Source organism: Gymnodinialimonas sp. (assembly GCF_059726805.1).
In genome coordinates, this window is the sequence record NZ_AP041059.1 from 4,500,188 (window position 1) to 4,519,048 (window position 18,861).

An 18,861-nucleotide genomic window follows, 5' to 3' on the forward strand; every position below is an offset into this window, starting at 1 on the left:
CTGATCCCGGGATCAGGCGTCTTGCCGCGTGATGTCCGTGATCAGCACGTCGTGGGTAGAGCCCCGCCCCAACACGCCTTGCGCCGCTTCGCGCAATGCGGACCGAAGCGGCGCCATGGCGGCTGCTTCGGTGAACCGGCCGTCAAAACCGCCGGCGTTGGCATGGGCGAACATGACCCTGAGAAAGCTATCCCTCAAACGCGGCTCCAGATCGAAGATCGCGCTGCTTCCCCCAATATCGACCTCAAGTGAGAGAGACATGACGACCAGCGACCGCACAGAACCGTTGCGCACGATGGGCACGACGAATTGGTTGTTAATCCGAACGTACTCCGTCCCCTCGCCAGCGGGCTCTACCCGCGCAGGCTCACCAAGATCTGCATCACCGGCGGCGTCATCCCCTTCGGCTTGCGCTTCCGGGTCCGCATCGGCTTCGTCCTCACCCGCGCGTTCTTCCGTCGCAGGTGCAGAGCCGCCGCCAAACATCAGCCCGGCACCAACTCCGCCCCCAACTCCGACGAACAGGAGGATGATCGGCAAAAGCAATCTCTTCATGGGACGAGTCCTTCCGGGCTAGAATGGCAGAACGGTGTCGACGATTTCCTGGCCGTAGCGCGGGCGCTGTACGTCCGTGATCAACCCCCGGCCCCCGTAGGAGATCCGGGCCGCCGCGATCCGGTCGTACTCGATGGCGTTCTGGCGCGAGATATCCTCGGGCCGCACGTAGCCGGTGACCAGCAACTCTCGCACCTCATTGTTCACCCGCACCTCCTGGCTGCCTTCGATCCGCAGAACGCCGTTCTGCAAAACCTCGGTGATCGTCGCGGCAACGCGCAGGGTCAGTTGCTCATTCCGGCGCGTGGCCCCTTCGCCTGACGAGCTGCTGGCGCTGTCAAATTCCACCGCTTCCCCCAGGGATCCACCTTGGGTCAAGAACCCATCGGCGCGCTGGGGCAAGCCGAACAGGTTCGGGATGCCCATCTGCTCGGACCCGGTCCGTTCCCGCTCAGACGAATTGGAGAACTCGGCGCTGTCATCGATTTCGATCACAACCGTCAGGATATCCCCCCGCAGACTGGCGCGGCGATCCCCCAGAAGCGAGGCGCGCCCCGACGTCCAAAGGGAGGCCCCCTCGGCCCTTGCGGGCACGTCGCGCGCATCGGGCAGCGGGATCACGTTCATCGCGAAAACCTCATTGCCATTGGCGGGTGACGTCAGGTCTGGGGTTTGTCCCACCTCAAGCAAACGGCCACATGCCGTCAGGCTGAGGGCGGCGAGCGTCAGGAAAACAATGGAGCGTAGGTTCATCGATTGGGTCCAACGGTGACAAGGCCCGGCCCAGTGGCCGTGGCGGTAACGGTTTGGCGGGAGGCGAGGTTGATGACGCGGAGCGCCTCCCCCTCGGCGGCGCGGTCGAGCGCGCGGCCTTCAGTCATCACGAGAAGTCCGCCGTAATTGTAGCGCAGCGAAACGATCTCATTGCGTTCGACGATCGCGGGCGGGCGCAGGTCACCGGGGCGGATGGGGCGACCGGGATAAAGGTTTACCCGCGCCTCCATGCCGATGGCTTGCGCCATGTCGGACAAGGCGCCCGGAGTTGCGCCCTCGATCACGGCCACGTCGGCCGGGCCGATCATCGTAGAGCCCCGAATGGTGCCTGCCGCAATCACGGTTTCCTGGGCTGCGGCGGGGCTGGCGAGCGCCAGCATCACAAGAAGCCACCGCATCAGCGCACCTGCGTCGTTGCGCCGAGGATCTGATCCGCGGCGGTGAGAACTTTAGCGTTCAACTCGTAACCACGCTGCGCTTCGATCAGGTCACTGATTTCGCGCACGGCATCGACGGAGGATTGCTCCACATAGCCTTGCCGGAACGTCCCCAGCCCGTCCTGCCCCGGATCACCGGCCAAAGGGGTACCGGACGCGCCAGTTTCCAGGAACAAGTTGGACCCGATCGCCTCCAGTCCGTTGTCGTTCGAGAAACGCACCATGTTCAGCTGGCCCAATAACTGCGGCTCAACCTGATCCAGGAAGGAGGCGTAGATCTCTCCGTTGGCATTGATCGAGATATCGCGCGCGTCGTCGGGAATGGTGATGCCCGGGTTCACTTCGAACCCGTCATTGGTCACGATCAAACCGTCGCCGGTGCGCTGCAACGCGCCATCGCGGGTGTAGGCGCTTTCACCGCTTGGCAGGGTCACTTCCAGATACCCGCGCCCTTCGATGGCAACGTCCAGCTGACCGCCCGTCGCCCCGAGGGATCCTTGCTCCCACGTCACGGTCACGGCCGCCGGGCGCACGCCAAGGCCCACCTGAACGCCCGCAGGCACAATCGTTCCGTCAGAGGCGTTGATGGCACCCGCGCGCACCATTTGCTGGTAGTGCAAATCCGCGAAATCAGCGCGGCGCGGGCTGTAGCCGGTCGTCGACATATTCGCGATATTGTTTGAGATCACGTCGACGCGCAGTTGCTGCGCGCTCATGCCCGTAGCGGCGATATCCAAGGCTCTCATGGGGTCATCCTTTCTGGATTAACTGCGTTGGCCAGCGGTGCGGAGGAAATCACGGATGCGATTGTCTTCGGCGTCCATGAAGCTTTGCCCAAGCTCATAGGCGCGCTGGACCTCGATCATGCGTGCGACCTGCATCACCGGATCGACGTTGGATTGCTCTAGGAAGCCTTGCAAAAGGCGGGCGTTTTCGGCGGGCTGAACACCGGATTCGACTGTGAATGCGGTGCCAGCGCGGCGGGTCAGTTCCAGCGGGTCGTTGGGCATGTAAAGACCCACAACGGTCAGAGGCTGCCCATCGGCAGACACCGTTCCATCCGGCGCAACGGCAACTGTGCTGGCTTGGGGCGGGACAAAGATCGGGGCGCCGCCAGCATCGAGAAGATAGCTGCCGTCGGGTGTCACCAACTCTCCGGCGTCATTGCGGATGAAGGCGCCGGCGCGTGACAGCACCTCACCCTCGGGGGTGCCGATCAGGAAAAACCCTTCCCCCTCGATGGCGAGATCAAATTCGCTGCCCGTCTGTTCCAGCGCGCCTTGTTGCGCACTGATCGACCGACCAATCGCGGAACCCATGCTAAGCGACGGGTCCCGAGGCCCGGTCGGGGCGATATGTTCGGCGAAGACCAACCCCTCGGATCGGAAACCGGTGGTCGAGATATTGGCGATGTTGTTGGCCACAACCGACATCTCTCGCATCAGGCCAGAGAGGCGGGTCAGCGAGGTATATCCTGCATTATCCATAGCTTACATCCCAGCGATGATCGGCACGAGCGTGTCGGTGAAATAGGAGACGAGCGTCTGCGACATGAACCCCATCGACACCCAGAAGACGACGACGATAGCCGCGAGTTTCGGCACGAACGTCAGCGTCATTTCCTGCACGCTGGTCAGCGCCTGAAACAGGCCAACAAGAACGCCGGAAACCAGGGCTGCCCCAAGGATCGGGGTCGCGGTGATGACCGAGATCCAGAGCCCTTGGCGCAGGGTGTCAAAGAAGATCATTTCATCCATCGGGTCAGACCGGCATCCGCAGGATTTCCTGGTAGGCTTCCACCACTCGGTCGCGGATGGTGACGGCGGTTTCCACTGCCAGTTCGGTCTGTGCCAGGGCGGTGACCAATGCATGGGGATCGGCGCCCGTGGTCATTGCGGCGCGCGCCTGGGACTCCCCATTGGCGACGGTCTCGGCGAAGCTGGAAACAGCTTGCGTGAAAGCGCCTGTCTCCTGCGCCTCGGTCGGTTGCGGGGTTGGGCGCGGTTGCCCGTAGGCGCGGGCAGCAAGGGCTTGATTGATATCCATCCGGGTTTCTCCTCAGATGTGGGTGGGGGTTAGCGACGTAGCAGATCGTTCAGGGACGAGGACATCTGCCGGATCTGGTCAAAGATCCGAAGGTTGGCCTCATAAGACCGCTGCGCTTCGCGCGCGTCAGCCAGTTCGATCACCAGATCAACGTTGGAGCCTTCATAGCTTCCGGCGTCATTGGCCATCGGGTGGGAGGGATCGAAGATCACTGGTAGTGCAGTTTGATCGAGGCGCACGGGGCCGGTGCGCACGGCACCATCGGCGGCACCAATGCCACGCTCGGCCTCAAAACTGGTGATCTTGCGTTGGTATCCAGGGGTATCGGCATTGGCGATATTCTCGGACACATGGGTCAGTCGTTGAGCCTGCGCGCGCATGCCAGAGGCGGCAACTGATAAGGCGTTTGAGAAATCTGTCATGATCAGCGTCCGATGCTTGTGCGCAGAATCGTCATGGCCGATCCGTAGACCCGCATGGCGCGACTATGGGCACGCTGCGCTTCGATCCCGCGCAACATCTCAAACTCCAGTGAAACGGAGTTGCCATTAGGCGAGGCTGGCGTGCCCGCATCGATCACGCGCATTGGCATTTCGGCCCGACCCTGCCGGGCCTCCGCCGTCATATTGCGCCAGGTCTGCTCAAAATCCGCAACGTCACGGGCGCGGTAGCCGGGGGTATCGGCATTCGCGATATTCTGGGCGACCACGGCCTGTCTGGACGCGGCATGGCGGGCGAGCCCACCGGCAAGTTGAAAAATCTCTAGGCCTTCAAACATCTGGGCTTCTCCCATCTCGGCTACACCAATGCTTAAGACTGATTCCTTTACATTCCGTAATGAAGGCGCGCGGCCCGCGTGCCGGTTGGCCCGGAGAACCCGCCATGACCGACGCATTCGATCTTTTGCGCGCGCAGCTGCGTGGCATCAAAACGGCACAGGCCGTTGGCAAGATTTCCTCGATGGGGCGCGATTGTGTGACCGTCTCGGGCCTCGACCGGGTCGCCGCCCTGGGCGACCGCGTCCGGTTCAGCCCCGAGGTCAGCGGCGAGATCCTAGCGATGGAAGAAGGGCGCGCCCGGGTCATGCCGGAAGGGCCTGCGGACGGATTTCGCCTTGGGGCGGCGGTCACGCACCTGGGGCCGCCCACGATTTCGCCCCACGACAGCTGGCTTGGCCGGGTGATCGACCCGGACGGCGCGCCAATGGATGGCCGCGCCATTCTGCCAGGTCCTGTCGCTTACCCTCTGGTGACACCGCCGCCCCCGCCCGCCGCGCGGCGTGGCCTGGGCGACCGTCTGCAAACAGGATTTGCCGCCTTTGACACGCTTTTGCCCATCGTCCAGGGCCAGCGCGTGGGACTATTCGCGGGCTCTGGCGTTGGGAAATCGCGGCTGACGGCTGCCTTGTCGGAAGGAATGACAGCGGATGTTGTCGTCATCGGACTGATCGGGGAACGGGGCCGCGAGGTTCGCGACTTCGTCAGCGAAACCCTGGGGCCGGAAGGCTTGGCGCGTGCAGTTGTCGTGGCAGCCACCTCGGATCGCCCGACCCTGACCCGCGCGCGGGCGGCACATGCGATGATGGCCGTCGCGGAATACTTCCGTGATCAAGGGCGCAACGTGTTGGTTCTGGCCGATTCCATCACGAGGTTTGCCGAGGCGCAGCGCGATGTCGCCGCCGCCGCAGGAGAGCCCTTTGGCCCCAGCGGTTTTCCGGCCTCCATGGCTCAAACAATCATGTCGCTTGCTGAACGCGCCGGGCCCGGGGCTGGTACGCAGGGTGATATCACCGCGATCTTTTCGGTCTTGGTAGCGGGCTCGGATATGGAGGGACCCGTGGCCGACATCATGCGCGGCACTTTGGACGGCCACATCGTTTTATCGCGCGAGATCGCGGAACGCGGGCGTTATCCCGCCATTGATCTGTTGCGGTCCGTCAGTCGTTCCCTGCCAAACGCGGCATCCGCGGAAGAGAACAAAATGATCTTGCGCGCCCGGCACTTGCTTGGGGCCTATGATCGCGCCGAAATGATGCTGCAAGCCGGTCTATACACACCCGGAACCGATCCCGTGACGGACGGAGCCGTAACGGTTTGGAGCGATCTGGACGCCTTCATAGGCAGCGCTGCCGCCGTCGATATCGGGCAGACATTCAATGAATTGCGGAAAATCCTGTCCGCCGCTGATGTTCCTGTTGGAAAGTAGATGTCGAGGCGCGCGGTGCCGTCAGACAAGGTTCTGCAGAAGCGTCACGGCGGTGGCCCCTCGGGTAAACGCAGAAGGGCCAGCGGCAAGTTGAGCCTTCAAGGTGAACGCGTGCACGAGGTCTTCCACCGCTTCAGGGTCTTGCAGGACACTAAACTCGGAAGAACCCAGCACCCGTTCCGCCCCCTTCCGGAAAGCGTCCAACTGTTGATCGAGATCCACGGACCCGATTGTGTCGGGCAGTGAAAAGGCGGTCTCGAACACTTGGCGCAGCGCCGGATCGCCGAGCACGGTCAACCAAGCCGTCGTGTCGCTGGACCCGGCCGACGCGATTTGAGGAAGCTCCCGCGTGGCCTCAAGCGCCAATCGCAAATCCGTGTCCTGCTCGCCCACTGCAACCTCGAACGCCTGCTGGTCGAACCGTGCTAGGATCTTGTCGGCAAACCCCGGTCCCTGGGTCAACGGCGGCAATTCATTGCCAAAGCCGAAGGCTTCCGAGAATTTGCGATAGGTCTTGTCCGCCAGTTTGTTTGACAGTGCGTCATCGCTCGTGACGCCGTCCGACAGGACCTTTTCAACAAACGCCCGATTTGGAAGATCCTCTTCCAGTCCAAAGGCTCCAAGCGCGACCCGCAAAAGGCGGTAATCATTGACCAGTTCTTCCGCAGACGTGATAGCGCCGATGTTCTCCTTGAAATAGGCGCGGTCGCGGCTTTGCGCGGGATCCTCAGAAAACCGCGTTTGCTGAGTCTCCAGGGTTGCTTGCAGCACCTTCCAGCCCGCGTAGCCACCAAGGGGGAGGACCGGCGCAAAGCTCATTGACGAGTCGCCGCCATCATCCGCTCTTCCCGGGCCAGAAGCCCGCGCAGCGATTTGAGGGTCTGGTAGACTTGGCCATCGACAAGATTGTCGGTGGCTTGGGACAGGAGAGAGCGGCTGTCGGAATCCGTGAAAACCTGGCTCAGCTGCTCCATCCCGCGCAAAAGCTGCGTTTTGGCCTCTTCGAAATCCGCGTCACCGGACAGAACGAGCTGCGCGATATAGCAGACCCGGCGCACGGGCGTATTCACCTCATCGGGATGGATCGCATCGCGCAGGCGCAGGATGTTGGCGCCCGGCGTGACGATCGACAGGCGCGTACGCCGGTCTCCGTTCTCGATCACTGCGCCATTGACGAGGACCCGTTCCTTGGGCCCGAGCTTTAGGACAAGACCACTCATGCCGCCGCCTCCTGTCCGCTAAGCCCACGCATCACAGCGGTGTTGATTTCAACGAGAGCGCCCAGGGCGTCAGCCTCGTGAAGTGCTTTGCGCGATTGCAATAGCGAAAATTCAGCCAGGTAGAACAGTTGTGCCCGCAGCGACTGCGGCAAGCCATTGTCGCTATCGGCCAAATCCGAGGCGAGGATGGTCCACAACTTTCGGTTGTCGTGTAGCGCTGTGGCGCGCTCGGTCATCGGCGCGCCGTCGCGCCGGGCTTTGTTGAGGCGCGCTGTCACGGTTTGAAAGGCGGCGTATTCGGTGCCCCGCTCAGTCCGCACCGGAGTGGCGGCGGCGGAATAAGCGGTTTGGGCAAGCGAGGTGGAAATCACGGGGGTGCTCCTTGAGCTGGCATCTGGGCCGGGCGCGATCATGATCTTTGATCAATCGCGAGAATGTACGGGGTAGTGTCCACCGGGACGCGGGTACTGCGCCCCGGCGGAAAGCTAGTTTACCGGAACAGCGACAGGATGTTCTGTGGCGCCTGGTTGGCGATAGACAGCGACTGGGTTGCCAGCTGCTGCTGCACCTGCAGCGCCTGCAGACGGGCCGACGTCTCTTCAAGATCGGCGTCCACCAAGGTGCCGATCCCGGACTTCAGCGAGTCGACAAGCTTGCCGACGAAATCCGACTGCGTCTCGATCCGGCCCTGGACCGAACCGAAGGAGGCTGCCGCGTCGATGGAGGTCTGGATCAGCGTCTCGATGTTATCGAGGGCCGCGTCCGCACCATTGTTGGTCGTGACGTCAATGCCGCCAAGTCCGAACAGACCGCCGGAAGCCTCACCACCGGCTGCGCCGACGACGGAAAACGCCAACGATGCGCCATCGTTGTCGACCTTCAACTGCCATTGGCCGCTGTCGTTCTTCGCCACCTGGGTGGTGATGTTTTCAATCCCGGCCGCGTCAATCGCCGTCTTCAGGCCCCGTGCGACATCCTCAAAGGTTTCGCCCTTGCCTGCGACATAGGTCAGCGTTTGCGAGCCCACGGTGACTTGGTAGCCATCGCCTTCGTTCACATTGGCCGAGGCCGAGAAGGTTACGTTCTCCGCGCGCTCACCAATCTCGGTGGCCGAAAGTGTGACACCGGTTGCCGCACCATTCTTGAGCGCTGTCAGGCCAACCTCTTCAAACGCGCGGGTGGAGTTGATGGTGACCACGTTCGTGGCGACGGACGCCGTGACACCCTCAAGCCCAAGGGCGTTGATTGCACCACTGATCGCTGTTGCAGCGGCATCCTGGTTGCCGGTCAGGTCGCCGATGCCGAAGTTCACCGTGCTGCCAGCGATCGAAATCGAAAAGGAATCGGTCGATACGTCCGTGTCAGTCGCGATGGTCAGGGTTTCAGACACGGCTGTGTTGACGACGGCAGCCGCGCTCGCCGTTCCGTTGGCCGAAAGGCTCGTCCCAGATCCATAGGTGCCGGCGACGGTGCCAAGGTCCTGGCGTTCGACCGTGATGTTGCTGGCCGCGACCGTTCCATTGCCCGAACGATCGAGGGAGGACAGGACATTCACATCCTCGGTCCCGCTAACCAGGTTCAGGCCGTTGAATTGCGCGGCGCCCACGACCGATTTGATCTGGTCCGTCAGCGCATCGATATCTTCCTGGATCTTGGCGCGATCAACGTTCTCTTCCTGGGCCGCAACGATCTTGCCTTTGATATCGGTCAGCAGATCGGTCACCGTCTCGGACGCATTCCGGGCCACGGCCACGGTCGACTCACCCAAGGACAGGCTTTCCTGGATGCCGTTGAAGCCTTTCACGTCGGACTCCATGACCTTGGAAATCGCCCAAACGGCGGAGTTATCCTTGGCCGAGCCCACGGACTTACCGGTCGAAATCTCGGACTGTGTTTGCTGGAGGTTGGCATTGACCGACTTGAGGGTCTGAAGCGCGACCATGGCGCTGTTGTTCGTCAGAATACTGGACATGACGTCCCTTTCCATTGGTTGGGTAGCGTGTGTTTTTCACGCTGTTCTTGGGTTCGACGCCCGGTGTGCGGACCCCGATTGAAACGTCTTTCTGACGGCTGTGGCCCGATGTGTTTTGGGCCACGCCACCCCTTTGGGTGCGCTCTTGTGTTTGGGGAGAAAGCCTAAACAAGTTGCTAAGCCCGCCACGTTGAATGCAGAGGATTTGAATGGTCTGCGGGGCGAGTCGAGGGCTCAGTCTTGAAGACACGCAGAACACGAATGCCTGCGAGGGGATGGGCCGCAAGAAACGGTCGAGAAGTCGTTGTCCAGAAGTATCGTCTTGGTTTAGCGACGCGCGAAGGTCCGGCTGACGGCGGCGGCGTCCGTTTGGCTTTTGCCATTGGCACCATAGGTCGTCAGTTCGGGCGACCGGGACGACGTCAGGCGCGCGCGCGCGGAAGCCACGCCCGCTTGCGCCGCCATGAGAAGGCGCGCGTTCCGCTCGGCCGCGGCCTTGATCCGCGCCACGTCGTCCTTGGCGCCGCGTTCCCGGCGCAACCTTTCAAAGGCGCGCTCCAATTCCGGTGCCATGCGACCCAAGACATCCAGATCACCGCTTAGAAGGGCGCGGTGTTGCGCCTCCAAAAGGTCTGAAACGCATTTCACAGCTGGTTTTCGCAACCCCATCATTGGCCCGCCTCCGCGCGCCGCACGAGCGATGTGAAGATCGATTCGGCCAGGCCAATACCGCCCCGCCCCGACAGCGTGCGGGCATGTTCATCGCGAAGCATGGAGCTAAATTGCTCTTCCCCAATGCCACCGCCGAAACTGTCCGGATCCCGCGCCTCCCCAAAGCCCGCGTGCTTCAGCATCTCGGCTAGGAAGGCCGCCTCAAGGTCTTGAGCGACCTCGCGCAGCTCTGCATGGGGGTCAGGGGAGGAAAGCGGCGCGCCGGGCCCGAGCGTCGAGGTTTGGGCCGGCGTTGCGGATAGAATCGGTGTGTTCATCAAAGTCTCTCGCATTCGAGGGATTTCTTCGAACTTGGCAGACGCGCGTAAATAAATCGTAAGGAGGTTGGCGGTTAAACAAGGGGGGCACTGACAACAAATACGGACAGCCAGAATGGATGATCTGTTCCAAAGCCTCACCACATTGGGGCAAGGCACACATACGCGAAGCCGCCCTGACGGGACGCCAAACGGGCCTGAGGGCGCCATTTTTGGGGCGACGTTTGCGGCCATGTCGCCGCCTGGTTCTGCGGTTTTGACCGACGGTATGGGCCGGGGCGCTGCCCATTCCCCGCTGTCAGCCGTTGACACCGCAGATCTTCCTGACTCGGCAGATGGCACTGTAGTGCTCCCCACAGATGACGGTGCCCCAGATAATGGCAGGTTACCCCAGTCTCTGCCGGAAGAGCTCGCTGCGCCCAAGCCTGAACCTTCAACGGTTCCGCAAATCGCCTTCAATGCGCGGGTTGCTGACGCGAGCCCCGACATTGCGCCAACCCAACCCCTGACCCAGACGCGCGTGCTTACATCGCCAACGGCAGAGCAAGAATCAATTCAACCGCAAGACCCAAGCCCGCCACCCTTGGTCAGCGAATATCTGACCCGGGCAAACCCTGACGGCCCCGACGTGCCTTCCTTACCTCCACGCAAATCCGACATCGATGCCCGCCATCGCCTTGCGGATGATCCAACGGGCGCAGGAGACTCGCGAAGGATCGACAGGCAACCGCAACCGCCAGTGCAATTTACAGCGGGCGCATCGGGGGACATCGCGCCAAGGCCTGCGACAAGCCCGACCAACGAGGTTGCCACCTTACCGCAATCTGATCAGTCCGGTCCGCTCACAATCCCCCCCGGAGACGGTGTGGCGCCTCAAACAAAAGCGCTCACCAGTCCGCCTTCAGAGCGGACTGGTCTTCATGCTCAGCCCCAAATGATCCCACCTGCGGACCCGCAGACAATTCAGACGCGCCCGAACACGAGCCCTGTCTCATTGCCGAGAGATCAAATGGGCCTGCAAACGCACTGGCCGGCAAATCAACCAGCGGCTCAAGTGCCACCGAATACAACCGCCGCCTCTCTGCAAACGGAGGGCGCGGAAGGCCCAACGCAACCCCAAACGAGTCCTCCGTCGAGTGCGCTAGCAGTGGACCCGCGACCGAAGACGAGCCCCGTGGCATTACCCATTGATCGCACCGGACGCTCTGTTCAGCCTCAGACGACTCCGCCCTCTGACCCGTTGATACATCAGGTGAGGCCAAGCGCGAGCTCTGTTTCTCTGTCCTTAGGGGGTTCGGACGTCCAAGCTCGCCCCCAACCGATCCCACCTGCGGTTCCGCTGCAGACAAACACGAGCCCCATCTCGCTCCGCACTGACCATGCAGACAACCCCATTCAACCCCCTGTAGCTTCGAGAGCCACCGCGTCTGGGTTATCCGCCAGAGACATACCCACGCCTTCTGACACCTCGGCAGCGACGCTGACCGAACGCGCGCCTGGCCCGTCAGCGGTGCAAACTGGGGCCTTAAATGCGCCCGCGAGCACGCAATTCCTGGATACCATACCAGATACCAGGCCCAATCAGCTGGACGGCGCACCTCTGGCCACTCGCGAACCTGCGTCGGATACCGTTACGCCGGTTGCCAGGACAGTCGCAGCGAACGGACAAGCGCACCCACATGCCACCACGCCCATTGTGGCAGGAACCGCGCCGACCGGCCCCGAAACACCGCCGCAGCAACCACCTCAGTCAGCCACACCCGCCGCCAAGATCGTCGGCAACCTGCAGACTGCCCCAGCGCATCGTGATGCGCCGCCACTTCGAACGGGTGGCTGGACCGTCGCACCGGCGTCCCAACCTGCGCCTGTTATCGCGGCGCCCTTGCCCCCCGCATCACAACCGTTGTCGTCAGCTCTCACCACACTTGCAGACGCCGCCGCAGACGCGCTCGCCGATCTCGACTTCGCGCTGCACGCACCTTCGTCTGCCATGGCAACAACGGCTTTGACGCCCTCAACTTCGGTGCTGAGCCACGCGCCCTCGGCCACCGCGCAGGTGATCGCGCAACAGATTGCGGCGGCGCTCAACAATCCGGCCACCAACGCCGACGCGCCGCTGGAACTGGCGCTCGACCCGCCGGAGCTTGGACGCGTGCGCATGCAGATCGCAGAGATTTCGGGCGCCATGACCCTGATGATCCATGCGGAGCGGCCTGAAACGGCGGACCTCATGCGCCGCCATCTTGAATTGCTGACGCAGGAATTTGCCGAAGCCGGGCTCGGGGCCCCGTCGGTTCAAATCAACCAGGAAGGGGCCAGCCAGGGTGGCGGCGCAAATCAGCAAGGCACCGCCGACGGGCACTCCACGGACACCACCGAGCCCGGCAATGCGGGACCGCCCGCCCTACTGCAACGCGCCGCCACGGGCGGCCTCGACCTCAGATTATAGGAGCGATTTCCATGGACATTCTTCCAGCCGTTCAAACCAATCCCGGCACGGCCCCCACCGTGCAAGAGAATACATCTGTTGCGGCGATCACGTCGGATTTTGACATGTTTCTGCGGCTTCTCACGACACAGATGCAGAACCAGGATCCCCTCAACCCCGCCGATTCAACGGAGTACACGGCACAGCTCGCGACGTTCTCCGGGGTGGAGCAGCAGGTGGAGACCAATGATTTGCTGCGCGATCTGCAGGCCAACTTCGCCTCGATGAACATGGGGCAGCTGTCGGGTTGGATCGGGATGGAAGCGCGAGCCGACATGCCGGTGAATTTCACCGGACAGGCCACCACGGTTCAAGTCGCGCCCCATACTCTCGCCGACCGAGTCGAACTGGTCGTGCGCAACCGCGCCGGAGAGGTCGTCTCTTCTACCCCCGCCGTCTTGGGAGACGAGCCGTTCACCTGGGATGGCACCGGCGACGACGGCACGCCATTGCCCCACGACACCTATACACTGTCAGCCCAAAGCTGGCGCGGAGAGGAAGTGTTGGAAGAACGCTCTGCCTTCGTTTTCGGCGAAATCTCAGAGGCGCAGACCCTGTCCGGAGAAGTCTTCGTGACGATGGAGAACGGTGTCACGGTGCCCGCAGATGCGGTTCAAGGGCTCCGTCGGGCGTCCTAAAGGGCCGCTAGAACACGCTCCAGATCAGCGCCGCCCCAAGGCCCAAGGCCAAGCCGCCGAAGCCAATGGCCAATCGTTCCGGCCAACGGCTGGGGGGGATCGGCTTCACCGGATGGGCCTGGGCAATCAGCGCAGCCTCCGCCAATTGCGGCAGGCGCGGGCCGAAGCGTGACAGCACGGAAGCCGTGCGGAACAGATCGCGCGCGATGGCCTTGGGGCCGATGGCGTTGGCGATATACGTCTCTACCTCTGGCTGTGCGACGGCCCAAATGTTCAGGTCCGGATCCAGCGACCGGCCCACGCCTTCGACCACAACCATGGTCCGCTGCAGCAGGATCAGCTCGGTCCGGGTTTCCATGCCGAACCGCTCGGTCACCTCGAATAGGTAAGCCAGCAGACGTCCCATGGAGATCTTCGAGGCTTCCATCCCGAAAATCGGCTCACCGACCGAGCGCAGGGCCTGCGCAAACTCGCCCACGTCGCGGTCGGCGGGCACGTACCCCGCCTCAAAATGAACCTCGGCCACGCGGCGGTAATCCTTGCGGATGAAGCCCATCAAGATCTCGGCGTAGACGCGGCGGGTGTATTCATCGATCCGCCCCATGATCCCGAAATCGAGCGCCACCACGTCGCCATTCGATGCCACCTTCAGGTTGCCCTGGTGCATATCCGCGTGGAAATATCCGTCGCGCAGGGCGTGGCGCAGGAACATCTGCAGGACGGTCGCCCCCAGCCGCGGCTTGTTGTGACCTGCCGCCTCAATCGCGGCCAGATCGGAAAGCGGCAGGCCTTCAGCCCACCCCAGAACCATCATCCGGCGCGTGGACATGCCCCATTCGACGGCGGGCACCACGAAGCCTTCGTCATCGGCGGTGTTCGCGGCGAACTCCCCGGCGGCAGAGGCCTCAATCCGCAGGTCCAATTCTTGCAGGACAACGCCCTCGAAGTGGTCGATCACATCGCGGGGGCGCAGGCGGCGCGAGGACGGAGATAACGTCTCGACCAGCGTCGCGATCAGATGGAAGGCGTCGACGTCCTTCTTGAACGCCCGCTCAATGCCCGGGCGCAGGATCTTGACGGCGACGTCGCGCCCTGTGCTTGCCAGTGTCGCGCGGTGGACCTGCGCGATGGAGGCGGCAGCGACGGGTTCGGAGAACGCGCTGAACGTCTCTTCCAGCGGATGGCCCAATTCCTGCGCCACGACCTGTCGTGCCTCGGCCAGGGGAAAGGGCGGCAGCTTGTCCTGCAACACCTGCAACTCCAACGCCATGTCGGGGCCGACGACGTCGGGCCGGGTGGAGAGGATCTGCCCGAACTTGATGTAGGCCGGGCCCAGTGCCGTCAGCGCGCGGGGCACGGGGGGCACATTGGGGTCGCCGCTCAGGCCCAACCATTTGAACGGCCACCCCAGCACCCGGGCCGCAAGACGGATCGGCGCAGGCGCATCCAGCGCCTCCAACACAGCACCCATGGCGCCTGTCCGCTCAAACGTCGCGCCGGTGCGGATCAATCGCCAAATGTTGTGTGGGCCACGCACTTACAGCTTCCAACCCGAATGTAGCGCCGCGATGCCCATCGACAGGTTGCGGTACTTCACCTGGTCGAACCCCGCGTCGCGGATCATGGCGGCAAAGGTCTCTTGATCCGGGAATTTGCGGATCGATTCCACCAGATACTGATACGAGTCCCGGTCCCCCGCGATCACTTGCCCCATCCTTGGGATTACATTGAAGGAATACAGGTCATAGAGCTTCTGCATCCCGTCGTTCGGAAGCTGCGAAAACTCCAGCACCATCAGGCGCCCGCCGGGCTTCAACACGCGGTAAGCCTCCGACAGCGCATCCCCGATGCGGGTCACGTTCCGAATGCCGAAGCTGATGGTGTAGACGTCAAAGCTGTTGTCCGCGAAGGGCAGCGCCATGGCATCACCGCAGACCCAATCAAGGCTGTCGGCCATCGCTTCCGCCTCGGCGCGCTTCTCGCCCTCATCCAGCATCGACTGGGTCATGTCGAAGACGGTCGCATGGGCGCCCGGCGCACGCTTGAGGAACCGAAAAGAGATGTCGCCAGTTCCGCCCGCGACATCCAGAAGCTTCACCCCATCGCGGGGCGCCAGCCAATCCATCATCGCGTCCTTCCAGACGCGGTGGATGCCAACGCTCATCACGTCGTTCATCACATCGTACTTGGAGGCGACGTTGGTGAAGACCCCATGGACCATGCCGGCCTTCTGATCTTCCGCAACATCCTGAAATCCGAAGTGCGTGGTTTTTTGATCGTCGGTCATGGCGTCGCCTCATTGCTGTCACAACGGGAGGTAATCCTTTGACCCCGGATAGACAAATTCTGAATTGCCGCAGGAGGGTTGACGCGATGGACGGATGGATGATGGTGGCCGCCTACGTGGGTGGCGCGGGCGTCTTGGCGCTGATCGCGAACCGCTCGAAATTCCTGCGACGCCGTGCAGGTTGGGGCGCGTTTGGAGAGAAAAACCGCCCCGACGGTTTTGAAGGCGCCCAGGCCGCCGTGCTGGCGTCGCTGGGGACAGGCCGCGCGGCGATGGATGTGGGCGATTGGCGGGTCTTCCGCCCCTCCTTCGGTGTGCGTGCCCTGCCGTTCGCCCTGGGCGCGGCGATTACTTATCATTTCCTCTATCCAGAGCAGACGCCCGGTTTCCAGACCGTTCCCACCCCACCCGAAATGTACGCCGCCATGATGCTCGCCGTCGCAGCCTCCTGCGCTTACGTCCTGCGGGCGCGTGTCTCGACCAACGGCGATGGGCTGCGGGTGCGCGGGTTGCTGACGGATAAACGCTACGACCTCCACAATCTGCGCGAGGTTGAGGAGGATGGCGTCCATTCCTACCGCCTGTCGTTCATCGGCGGCAAAACGGTTGAGATCCTCAAGACGGTTGAAGGCGCGGCAGAGTTGCGCCACATGCTACGGACCCGTCTGGAGCGAAACCGAGATGCCCGAGTTACCGGAAGTTGAGACTGTCAGGCGCGGGCTGTTGCCCGTGCTGGAAGGCGCGCGGATCGCAAAAGCCGCCGTCAACCGCCCGGACCTGCGCTGGCCGTTTCCCGACCGTATGGCCCAAAGGCTCACCGGCGCGACGGTGACGGCGCTACGGCGGCGGTCGAAATACATCCTTGCGGATCTGGATACCAAAGAGACCCTGTTGATCCATCTGGGTATGTCCGGGCGGATGCAAATCTCGGGTGATGTTGTGGGCAGCTTCCACCATCACCACCCGGCGGCGGAAAAGCACGACCATGTCGTGCTGGACACCGATGCGGGCGCGCGGATCACTTTCAACGATGCCCGCCGCTTTGGCGCGATGGACCTCATGGACACCGCGAGGCAGGACCAGCACTGGCTGATCAAAGACCTCGGGCCCGAGCCCCTGGGCAATTCCTTCAACGAAGCGCATCTGATTGCCGCCTTCAAAGGCAAAAGCAGCCCCGTCAAAACCGCGCTGCTGGATCAACGGATCGTTTCCGGCCTCGGCAATATCTATGTGTGTGAAGCGCTCTGGCGGGCCGGGATCAGCCCCTTGCGGCAAGCCGGGCGCATCAGTGCGACCCGAGTCGCCAGCCTGGTGCCGATCATCCGCGATGTCCTAGGGGAAGCTATCGAAGCCGGGGGTTCTTCCTTGCGCGATCATCGGCAAGCCACCGGGGAACTGGGATATTTTCAACACACCTTTAGGGTCTACGGCCAGGAAGATCAGCCCTGCCAAACCCCAGAATGCACTGAAAAAATCATCCGCAAGGTGCAATCGGGTCGTTCCAGTTTCTACTGCCCCGCCTGTCAGAGATAACTTGAACCCACCGCCAGCAGTGCTAACCCTCATGGCTCTGGTGAAACAGCGGATGAGCGCATTCCATGGCCTATGAGACCCTGATCGTCGACGTCGAAGATCACATCTGCCTTATAAAACTCAACCGCCCCGACGCGCTGAACGCGCTGAACGCGCAGTTGCTGGAAGAGTTGAGCAAGGCGCTGAACGCCGCCGAGGCCAACGATAAAGTCCGCTGCATCGTGTTGACCGGGTCCGACAAGGCCTTCGCTGCAGGCGCAGACGTGACCGAGATGGCAGGCAAAAGCTTCGCCGATGTCGTGTCCCAGGACATGTTCGCCAAGGACGACCGCGCGATCCGCGCGATCCGCAAGCCAATTATCGCCGCCGTCGCTGGCTATGCCCTGGGCGGCGGCTGTGAACTGGCGATGGCCTGCGATTTCATCATCGCGGCAGAGAACGCCAAGTTCGGCCAGCCCGAGATCAACCTGGGCGTCATCGCTGGAATGGGCGGCACCCAGCGCCTGACCAAGCTGGTGGGCAAGTCCAAGGCAATGGACATGCATCTGACGGGCCGTTTCATGGCTGCCGAAGAGGCAGAGCGTTCGGGCCTCGTGTCGCGCGTTGTGCCGGTGAAGAAGCTGATGGAAGAGGCATTGGCCGCCGCCACCAAGATCGCCGAGAAATCTGCCATCGCAACCGTCGCCGCGAAAGAGGCAGTGAACCGCGCCGAGGAAACGCATCTGTCCGAAGGGCTGCTGTTTGAACGCCGCGTCTTCCATTCCCTGTTCGCCACCGAAGACCAGGCGGAAGGCATGAACGCCTTCGTTGAAAAGCGCGAGCCGCAATTTCGGGATAAATAGGCTTCCCTTCCGGGCGCGGTTTCCTTAAACGGCGCGTCAGACATGCGTGTGAGGCCCGCTTTGGCCAGATTCGTCCGGTAAAGAACCCGGGCCGACGGGACCCCCGCACGCTCAGATATTGAACATGCCCCAAGAGGGCCCCGAAGATAGGATCAAGACACCATGGCAAATTCGCCCCAAGCCAAAAAACGCGCCCGCCAGAACGAGCGTCGCTTCGCCATCAACAAAGCCCGCCGCTCGCGCATCCGCACCCACCTGCGCACCGTCGAAGAGGCGATCGCCTCCGGCGACCAGGCTGCCGCAGCGGCAGCTTTGAAAGCCGCTCAGCCCGAGCTGATGCGCGGCGTCACCAAAGGCGTTCTGCACAAAAATACCGCGGCCCGGAAAATGTCGCGTCTTGCGTCCCGCGTTAAGGCTCTGAACGCCTAAAAGTCACACGATGGCCGCGCAATGGCCCTTGCATAGAAGGCGTTCCGTCATCGGAGCGCCTTTTTTCGTGGTGAAATAGTTAACGGTCTCAAGGCCATAATTGCGGTGGTGAGATTCGATTTTGAGAAGGTTGAGAGTCAAGGGCGAAGACCTGTTGCGAGATGCGCGCGACTCCCGATACCTTGGCGCTGCGAGTCAACGCCTGGGGGCATTGGAGAGCACCGAGATTCGGTTTGGCAAACAGCATGATCAGGTGAGGACAACACCGTGGTCTGCTTTGGCGGCAACGTCAATCTTGCTGAGTTGAAAAACAGAGGACGCGCTGCCTGCTGGCGGCACGGCGCGTTCATCTACTTGGGTGCGCTTGATTGCCCACGTGATCGAACATCGCGGACCGTCTTGGGACACCGTTGGTAAACCAACGGGACAAAGAGGGTTTGACTGTT

24 protein-coding genes are annotated in these 18,861 nt (G+C 62.4%); 7 read left to right on the forward strand and 17 right to left on the reverse strand.

Annotated features, from left to right (window positions below; genetic code table 11):
- Positions 1-12: 12 nt before the first annotated feature.
- From AC6I9R_RS22235 to AC6I9R_RS22275, 9 genes are read right to left on the reverse strand one after another with little or no spacing between them, the layout of a single operon-like run.
- A complete protein-coding gene (locus AC6I9R_RS22235; protein WP_461428674.1) occupies positions 13-555 on the reverse strand; it encodes a flagellar basal body-associated FliL family protein in 543 nt (180 codons plus the stop codon).
- An 18-nt stretch (positions 556-573) separates the two neighbouring features.
- Positions 574-1,308 carry a flagellar basal body L-ring protein FlgH gene (flgH, locus tag AC6I9R_RS22240; RefSeq protein ID WP_461428675.1) on the reverse strand — a complete coding sequence of 245 codons (735 nt, stop codon included), beginning with the start codon at positions 1,306-1,308 and terminating at the stop codon, positions 574-576.
- A complete protein-coding gene (gene flgA / locus AC6I9R_RS22245) occupies positions 1,305-1,727 on the reverse strand; it encodes a flagellar basal body P-ring formation chaperone FlgA (protein ID WP_461428676.1) in 423 nt (140 codons plus the stop codon). The genes flgH and flgA overlap by 4 nt, the downstream gene beginning before the upstream one ends.
- A complete protein-coding gene (gene flgG / locus AC6I9R_RS22250; protein WP_461428677.1) occupies positions 1,727-2,512 on the reverse strand; it encodes a flagellar basal-body rod protein FlgG in 786 nt (261 codons plus the stop codon). Before flgG ends, flgA begins: the two co-directional genes overlap by 1 nt.
- Positions 2,513-2,530: 18 nt before the next feature.
- Positions 2,531-3,253, reverse strand: coding sequence for a flagellar hook-basal body complex protein (locus AC6I9R_RS22255; RefSeq protein ID WP_461428678.1), 723 nt, complete (start codon positions 3,251-3,253; stop codon positions 2,531-2,533).
- 3 nt (positions 3,254-3,256) lie between these two features.
- The gene (locus tag AC6I9R_RS22260; RefSeq protein WP_461428679.1) at positions 3,257-3,523 is read right to left on the reverse strand and encodes a flagellar biosynthetic protein FliQ; all 267 of its coding nucleotides are present in this window, start codon (positions 3,521-3,523) and stop codon (positions 3,257-3,259) included.
- Positions 3,524-3,527: 4 nt separating this feature from the next.
- Entirely contained in the window at positions 3,528-3,812 is a 285-nt protein-coding gene (gene fliE, locus AC6I9R_RS22265) for a flagellar hook-basal body complex protein FliE (RefSeq protein WP_461428680.1), read from the reverse strand.
- A 29-nt stretch (positions 3,813-3,841) separates the two neighbouring features.
- On the reverse strand, positions 3,842-4,234 hold the full coding sequence (gene flgC / locus AC6I9R_RS22270; RefSeq protein ID WP_461428681.1) for a flagellar basal body rod protein FlgC: 393 nt from the start codon (positions 4,232-4,234) through the stop codon (positions 3,842-3,844).
- A 2-nt stretch (positions 4,235-4,236) separates the two neighbouring features.
- The gene (locus AC6I9R_RS22275; protein ID WP_461428682.1) at positions 4,237-4,590 is read right to left on the reverse strand and encodes a FlgB family protein; all 354 of its coding nucleotides are present in this window, start codon (positions 4,588-4,590) and stop codon (positions 4,237-4,239) included.
- Positions 4,591-4,694: 104 nt separating this feature from the next.
- Here AC6I9R_RS22275 and AC6I9R_RS22280 point away from each other — a divergent pair, with 104 nt between their 5' ends.
- Positions 4,695-6,017, forward strand: a complete 1,323-nt coding sequence (locus AC6I9R_RS22280) for a FliI/YscN family ATPase (protein WP_461428683.1) — start codon at positions 4,695-4,697, stop codon at positions 6,015-6,017.
- A gap of 21 nt (positions 6,018-6,038) precedes the next feature.
- Here the strand turns inward: AC6I9R_RS22280 and AC6I9R_RS22285 are convergent, their stop codons facing one another.
- The 6 genes from AC6I9R_RS22285 to AC6I9R_RS22310 all read right to left on the reverse strand — a co-directional run bounded on the left by AC6I9R_RS22285 (position 6,039) and on the right by AC6I9R_RS22310 (position 10,198).
- The gene (locus AC6I9R_RS22285) at positions 6,039-6,836 is read right to left on the reverse strand and encodes a DUF1217 domain-containing protein (RefSeq protein ID WP_461428684.1); all 798 of its coding nucleotides are present in this window, start codon (positions 6,834-6,836) and stop codon (positions 6,039-6,041) included.
- Positions 6,833-7,237 carry a flagellar biosynthesis repressor FlbT gene (gene flbT, locus AC6I9R_RS22290; protein ID WP_461428685.1) on the reverse strand — a complete coding sequence of 135 codons (405 nt, stop codon included), beginning with the start codon at positions 7,235-7,237 and terminating at the stop codon, positions 6,833-6,835. Before flbT ends, AC6I9R_RS22285 begins: the two co-directional genes overlap by 4 nt.
- Complete coding sequence (flaF, locus tag AC6I9R_RS22295; RefSeq protein WP_497863047.1) at positions 7,234-7,650, reverse strand: flagellar biosynthesis regulator FlaF; 417 nt, start codon at positions 7,648-7,650, stop codon at positions 7,234-7,236. The genes flbT and flaF overlap by 4 nt, the downstream gene beginning before the upstream one ends.
- Before the next feature lie 77 nt (positions 7,651-7,727).
- Positions 7,728-9,209 carry a flagellin N-terminal helical domain-containing protein gene (locus AC6I9R_RS22300; protein WP_461428687.1) on the reverse strand — a complete coding sequence of 494 codons (1,482 nt, stop codon included), beginning with the start codon at positions 9,207-9,209 and terminating at the stop codon, positions 7,728-7,730.
- 327 nt (positions 9,210-9,536) lie between these two features.
- Complete coding sequence (locus AC6I9R_RS22305; RefSeq protein ID WP_461428688.1) at positions 9,537-9,857, reverse strand: hypothetical protein; 321 nt, start codon at positions 9,855-9,857, stop codon at positions 9,537-9,539.
- Between the two features lie 20 nt (positions 9,858-9,877).
- Positions 9,878-10,198, reverse strand: coding sequence for a rod-binding protein (locus AC6I9R_RS22310; RefSeq protein ID WP_461428689.1), 321 nt, complete (start codon positions 10,196-10,198; stop codon positions 9,878-9,880).
- 1,903 nt (positions 10,199-12,101) lie between these two features.
- Between AC6I9R_RS22310 and AC6I9R_RS22315 the strand changes: the two genes are divergently transcribed.
- Positions 12,102-12,647: a flagellar hook-length control protein FliK gene (locus AC6I9R_RS22315; protein WP_461428690.1), complete on the forward strand. Its 546-nt coding sequence runs from the start codon at positions 12,102-12,104 to the stop codon at positions 12,645-12,647.
- Between the two features lie 11 nt (positions 12,648-12,658).
- Positions 12,659-13,324: a flagellar hook capping FlgD N-terminal domain-containing protein gene (locus tag AC6I9R_RS22320; RefSeq protein WP_461428691.1), complete on the forward strand. Its 666-nt coding sequence runs from the start codon at positions 12,659-12,661 to the stop codon at positions 13,322-13,324.
- 7 nt (positions 13,325-13,331) lie between these two features.
- Here the strand turns inward: AC6I9R_RS22320 and ubiB are convergent, their stop codons facing one another.
- Together ubiB and ubiE are read right to left on the reverse strand one after the other, a co-directional pair.
- The gene (ubiB, locus tag AC6I9R_RS22325) at positions 13,332-14,861 is read right to left on the reverse strand and encodes a 2-polyprenylphenol 6-hydroxylase (protein WP_461428692.1); all 1,530 of its coding nucleotides are present in this window, start codon (positions 14,859-14,861) and stop codon (positions 13,332-13,334) included.
- Positions 14,862-15,611 carry a bifunctional demethylmenaquinone methyltransferase/2-methoxy-6-polyprenyl-1,4-benzoquinol methylase UbiE gene (gene ubiE / locus AC6I9R_RS22330; RefSeq protein WP_461428693.1) on the reverse strand — a complete coding sequence of 250 codons (750 nt, stop codon included), beginning with the start codon at positions 15,609-15,611 and terminating at the stop codon, positions 14,862-14,864.
- Positions 15,612-15,697: 86 nt separating this feature from the next.
- Here ubiE and AC6I9R_RS22335 point away from each other — a divergent pair, with 86 nt between their 5' ends.
- From AC6I9R_RS22335 to rpsT, 4 genes are all read left to right on the forward strand, one after another.
- Positions 15,698-16,315 carry a hypothetical protein gene (locus tag AC6I9R_RS22335; protein ID WP_461428694.1) on the forward strand — a complete coding sequence of 206 codons (618 nt, stop codon included), beginning with the start codon at positions 15,698-15,700 and terminating at the stop codon, positions 16,313-16,315.
- Positions 16,293-17,144 (forward strand): bifunctional DNA-formamidopyrimidine glycosylase/DNA-(apurinic or apyrimidinic site) lyase, encoded by an 852-nt coding sequence (gene mutM / locus AC6I9R_RS22340; RefSeq protein WP_461428695.1) that lies wholly within the window; start codon positions 16,293-16,295, stop codon positions 17,142-17,144. The genes AC6I9R_RS22335 and mutM overlap by 23 nt, the downstream gene beginning before the upstream one ends.
- A 65-nt stretch (positions 17,145-17,209) precedes the next feature.
- On the forward strand, positions 17,210-17,986 hold the full coding sequence (locus tag AC6I9R_RS22345; protein WP_461428696.1) for an enoyl-CoA hydratase: 777 nt from the start codon (positions 17,210-17,212) through the stop codon (positions 17,984-17,986).
- Positions 17,987-18,148: 162 nt separating this feature from the next.
- Positions 18,149-18,415: a 30S ribosomal protein S20 gene (rpsT, locus tag AC6I9R_RS22350; RefSeq protein WP_461428697.1), complete on the forward strand. Its 267-nt coding sequence runs from the start codon at positions 18,149-18,151 to the stop codon at positions 18,413-18,415.
- The last annotated feature ends 446 nt before the right edge of the window (positions 18,416-18,861 follow it).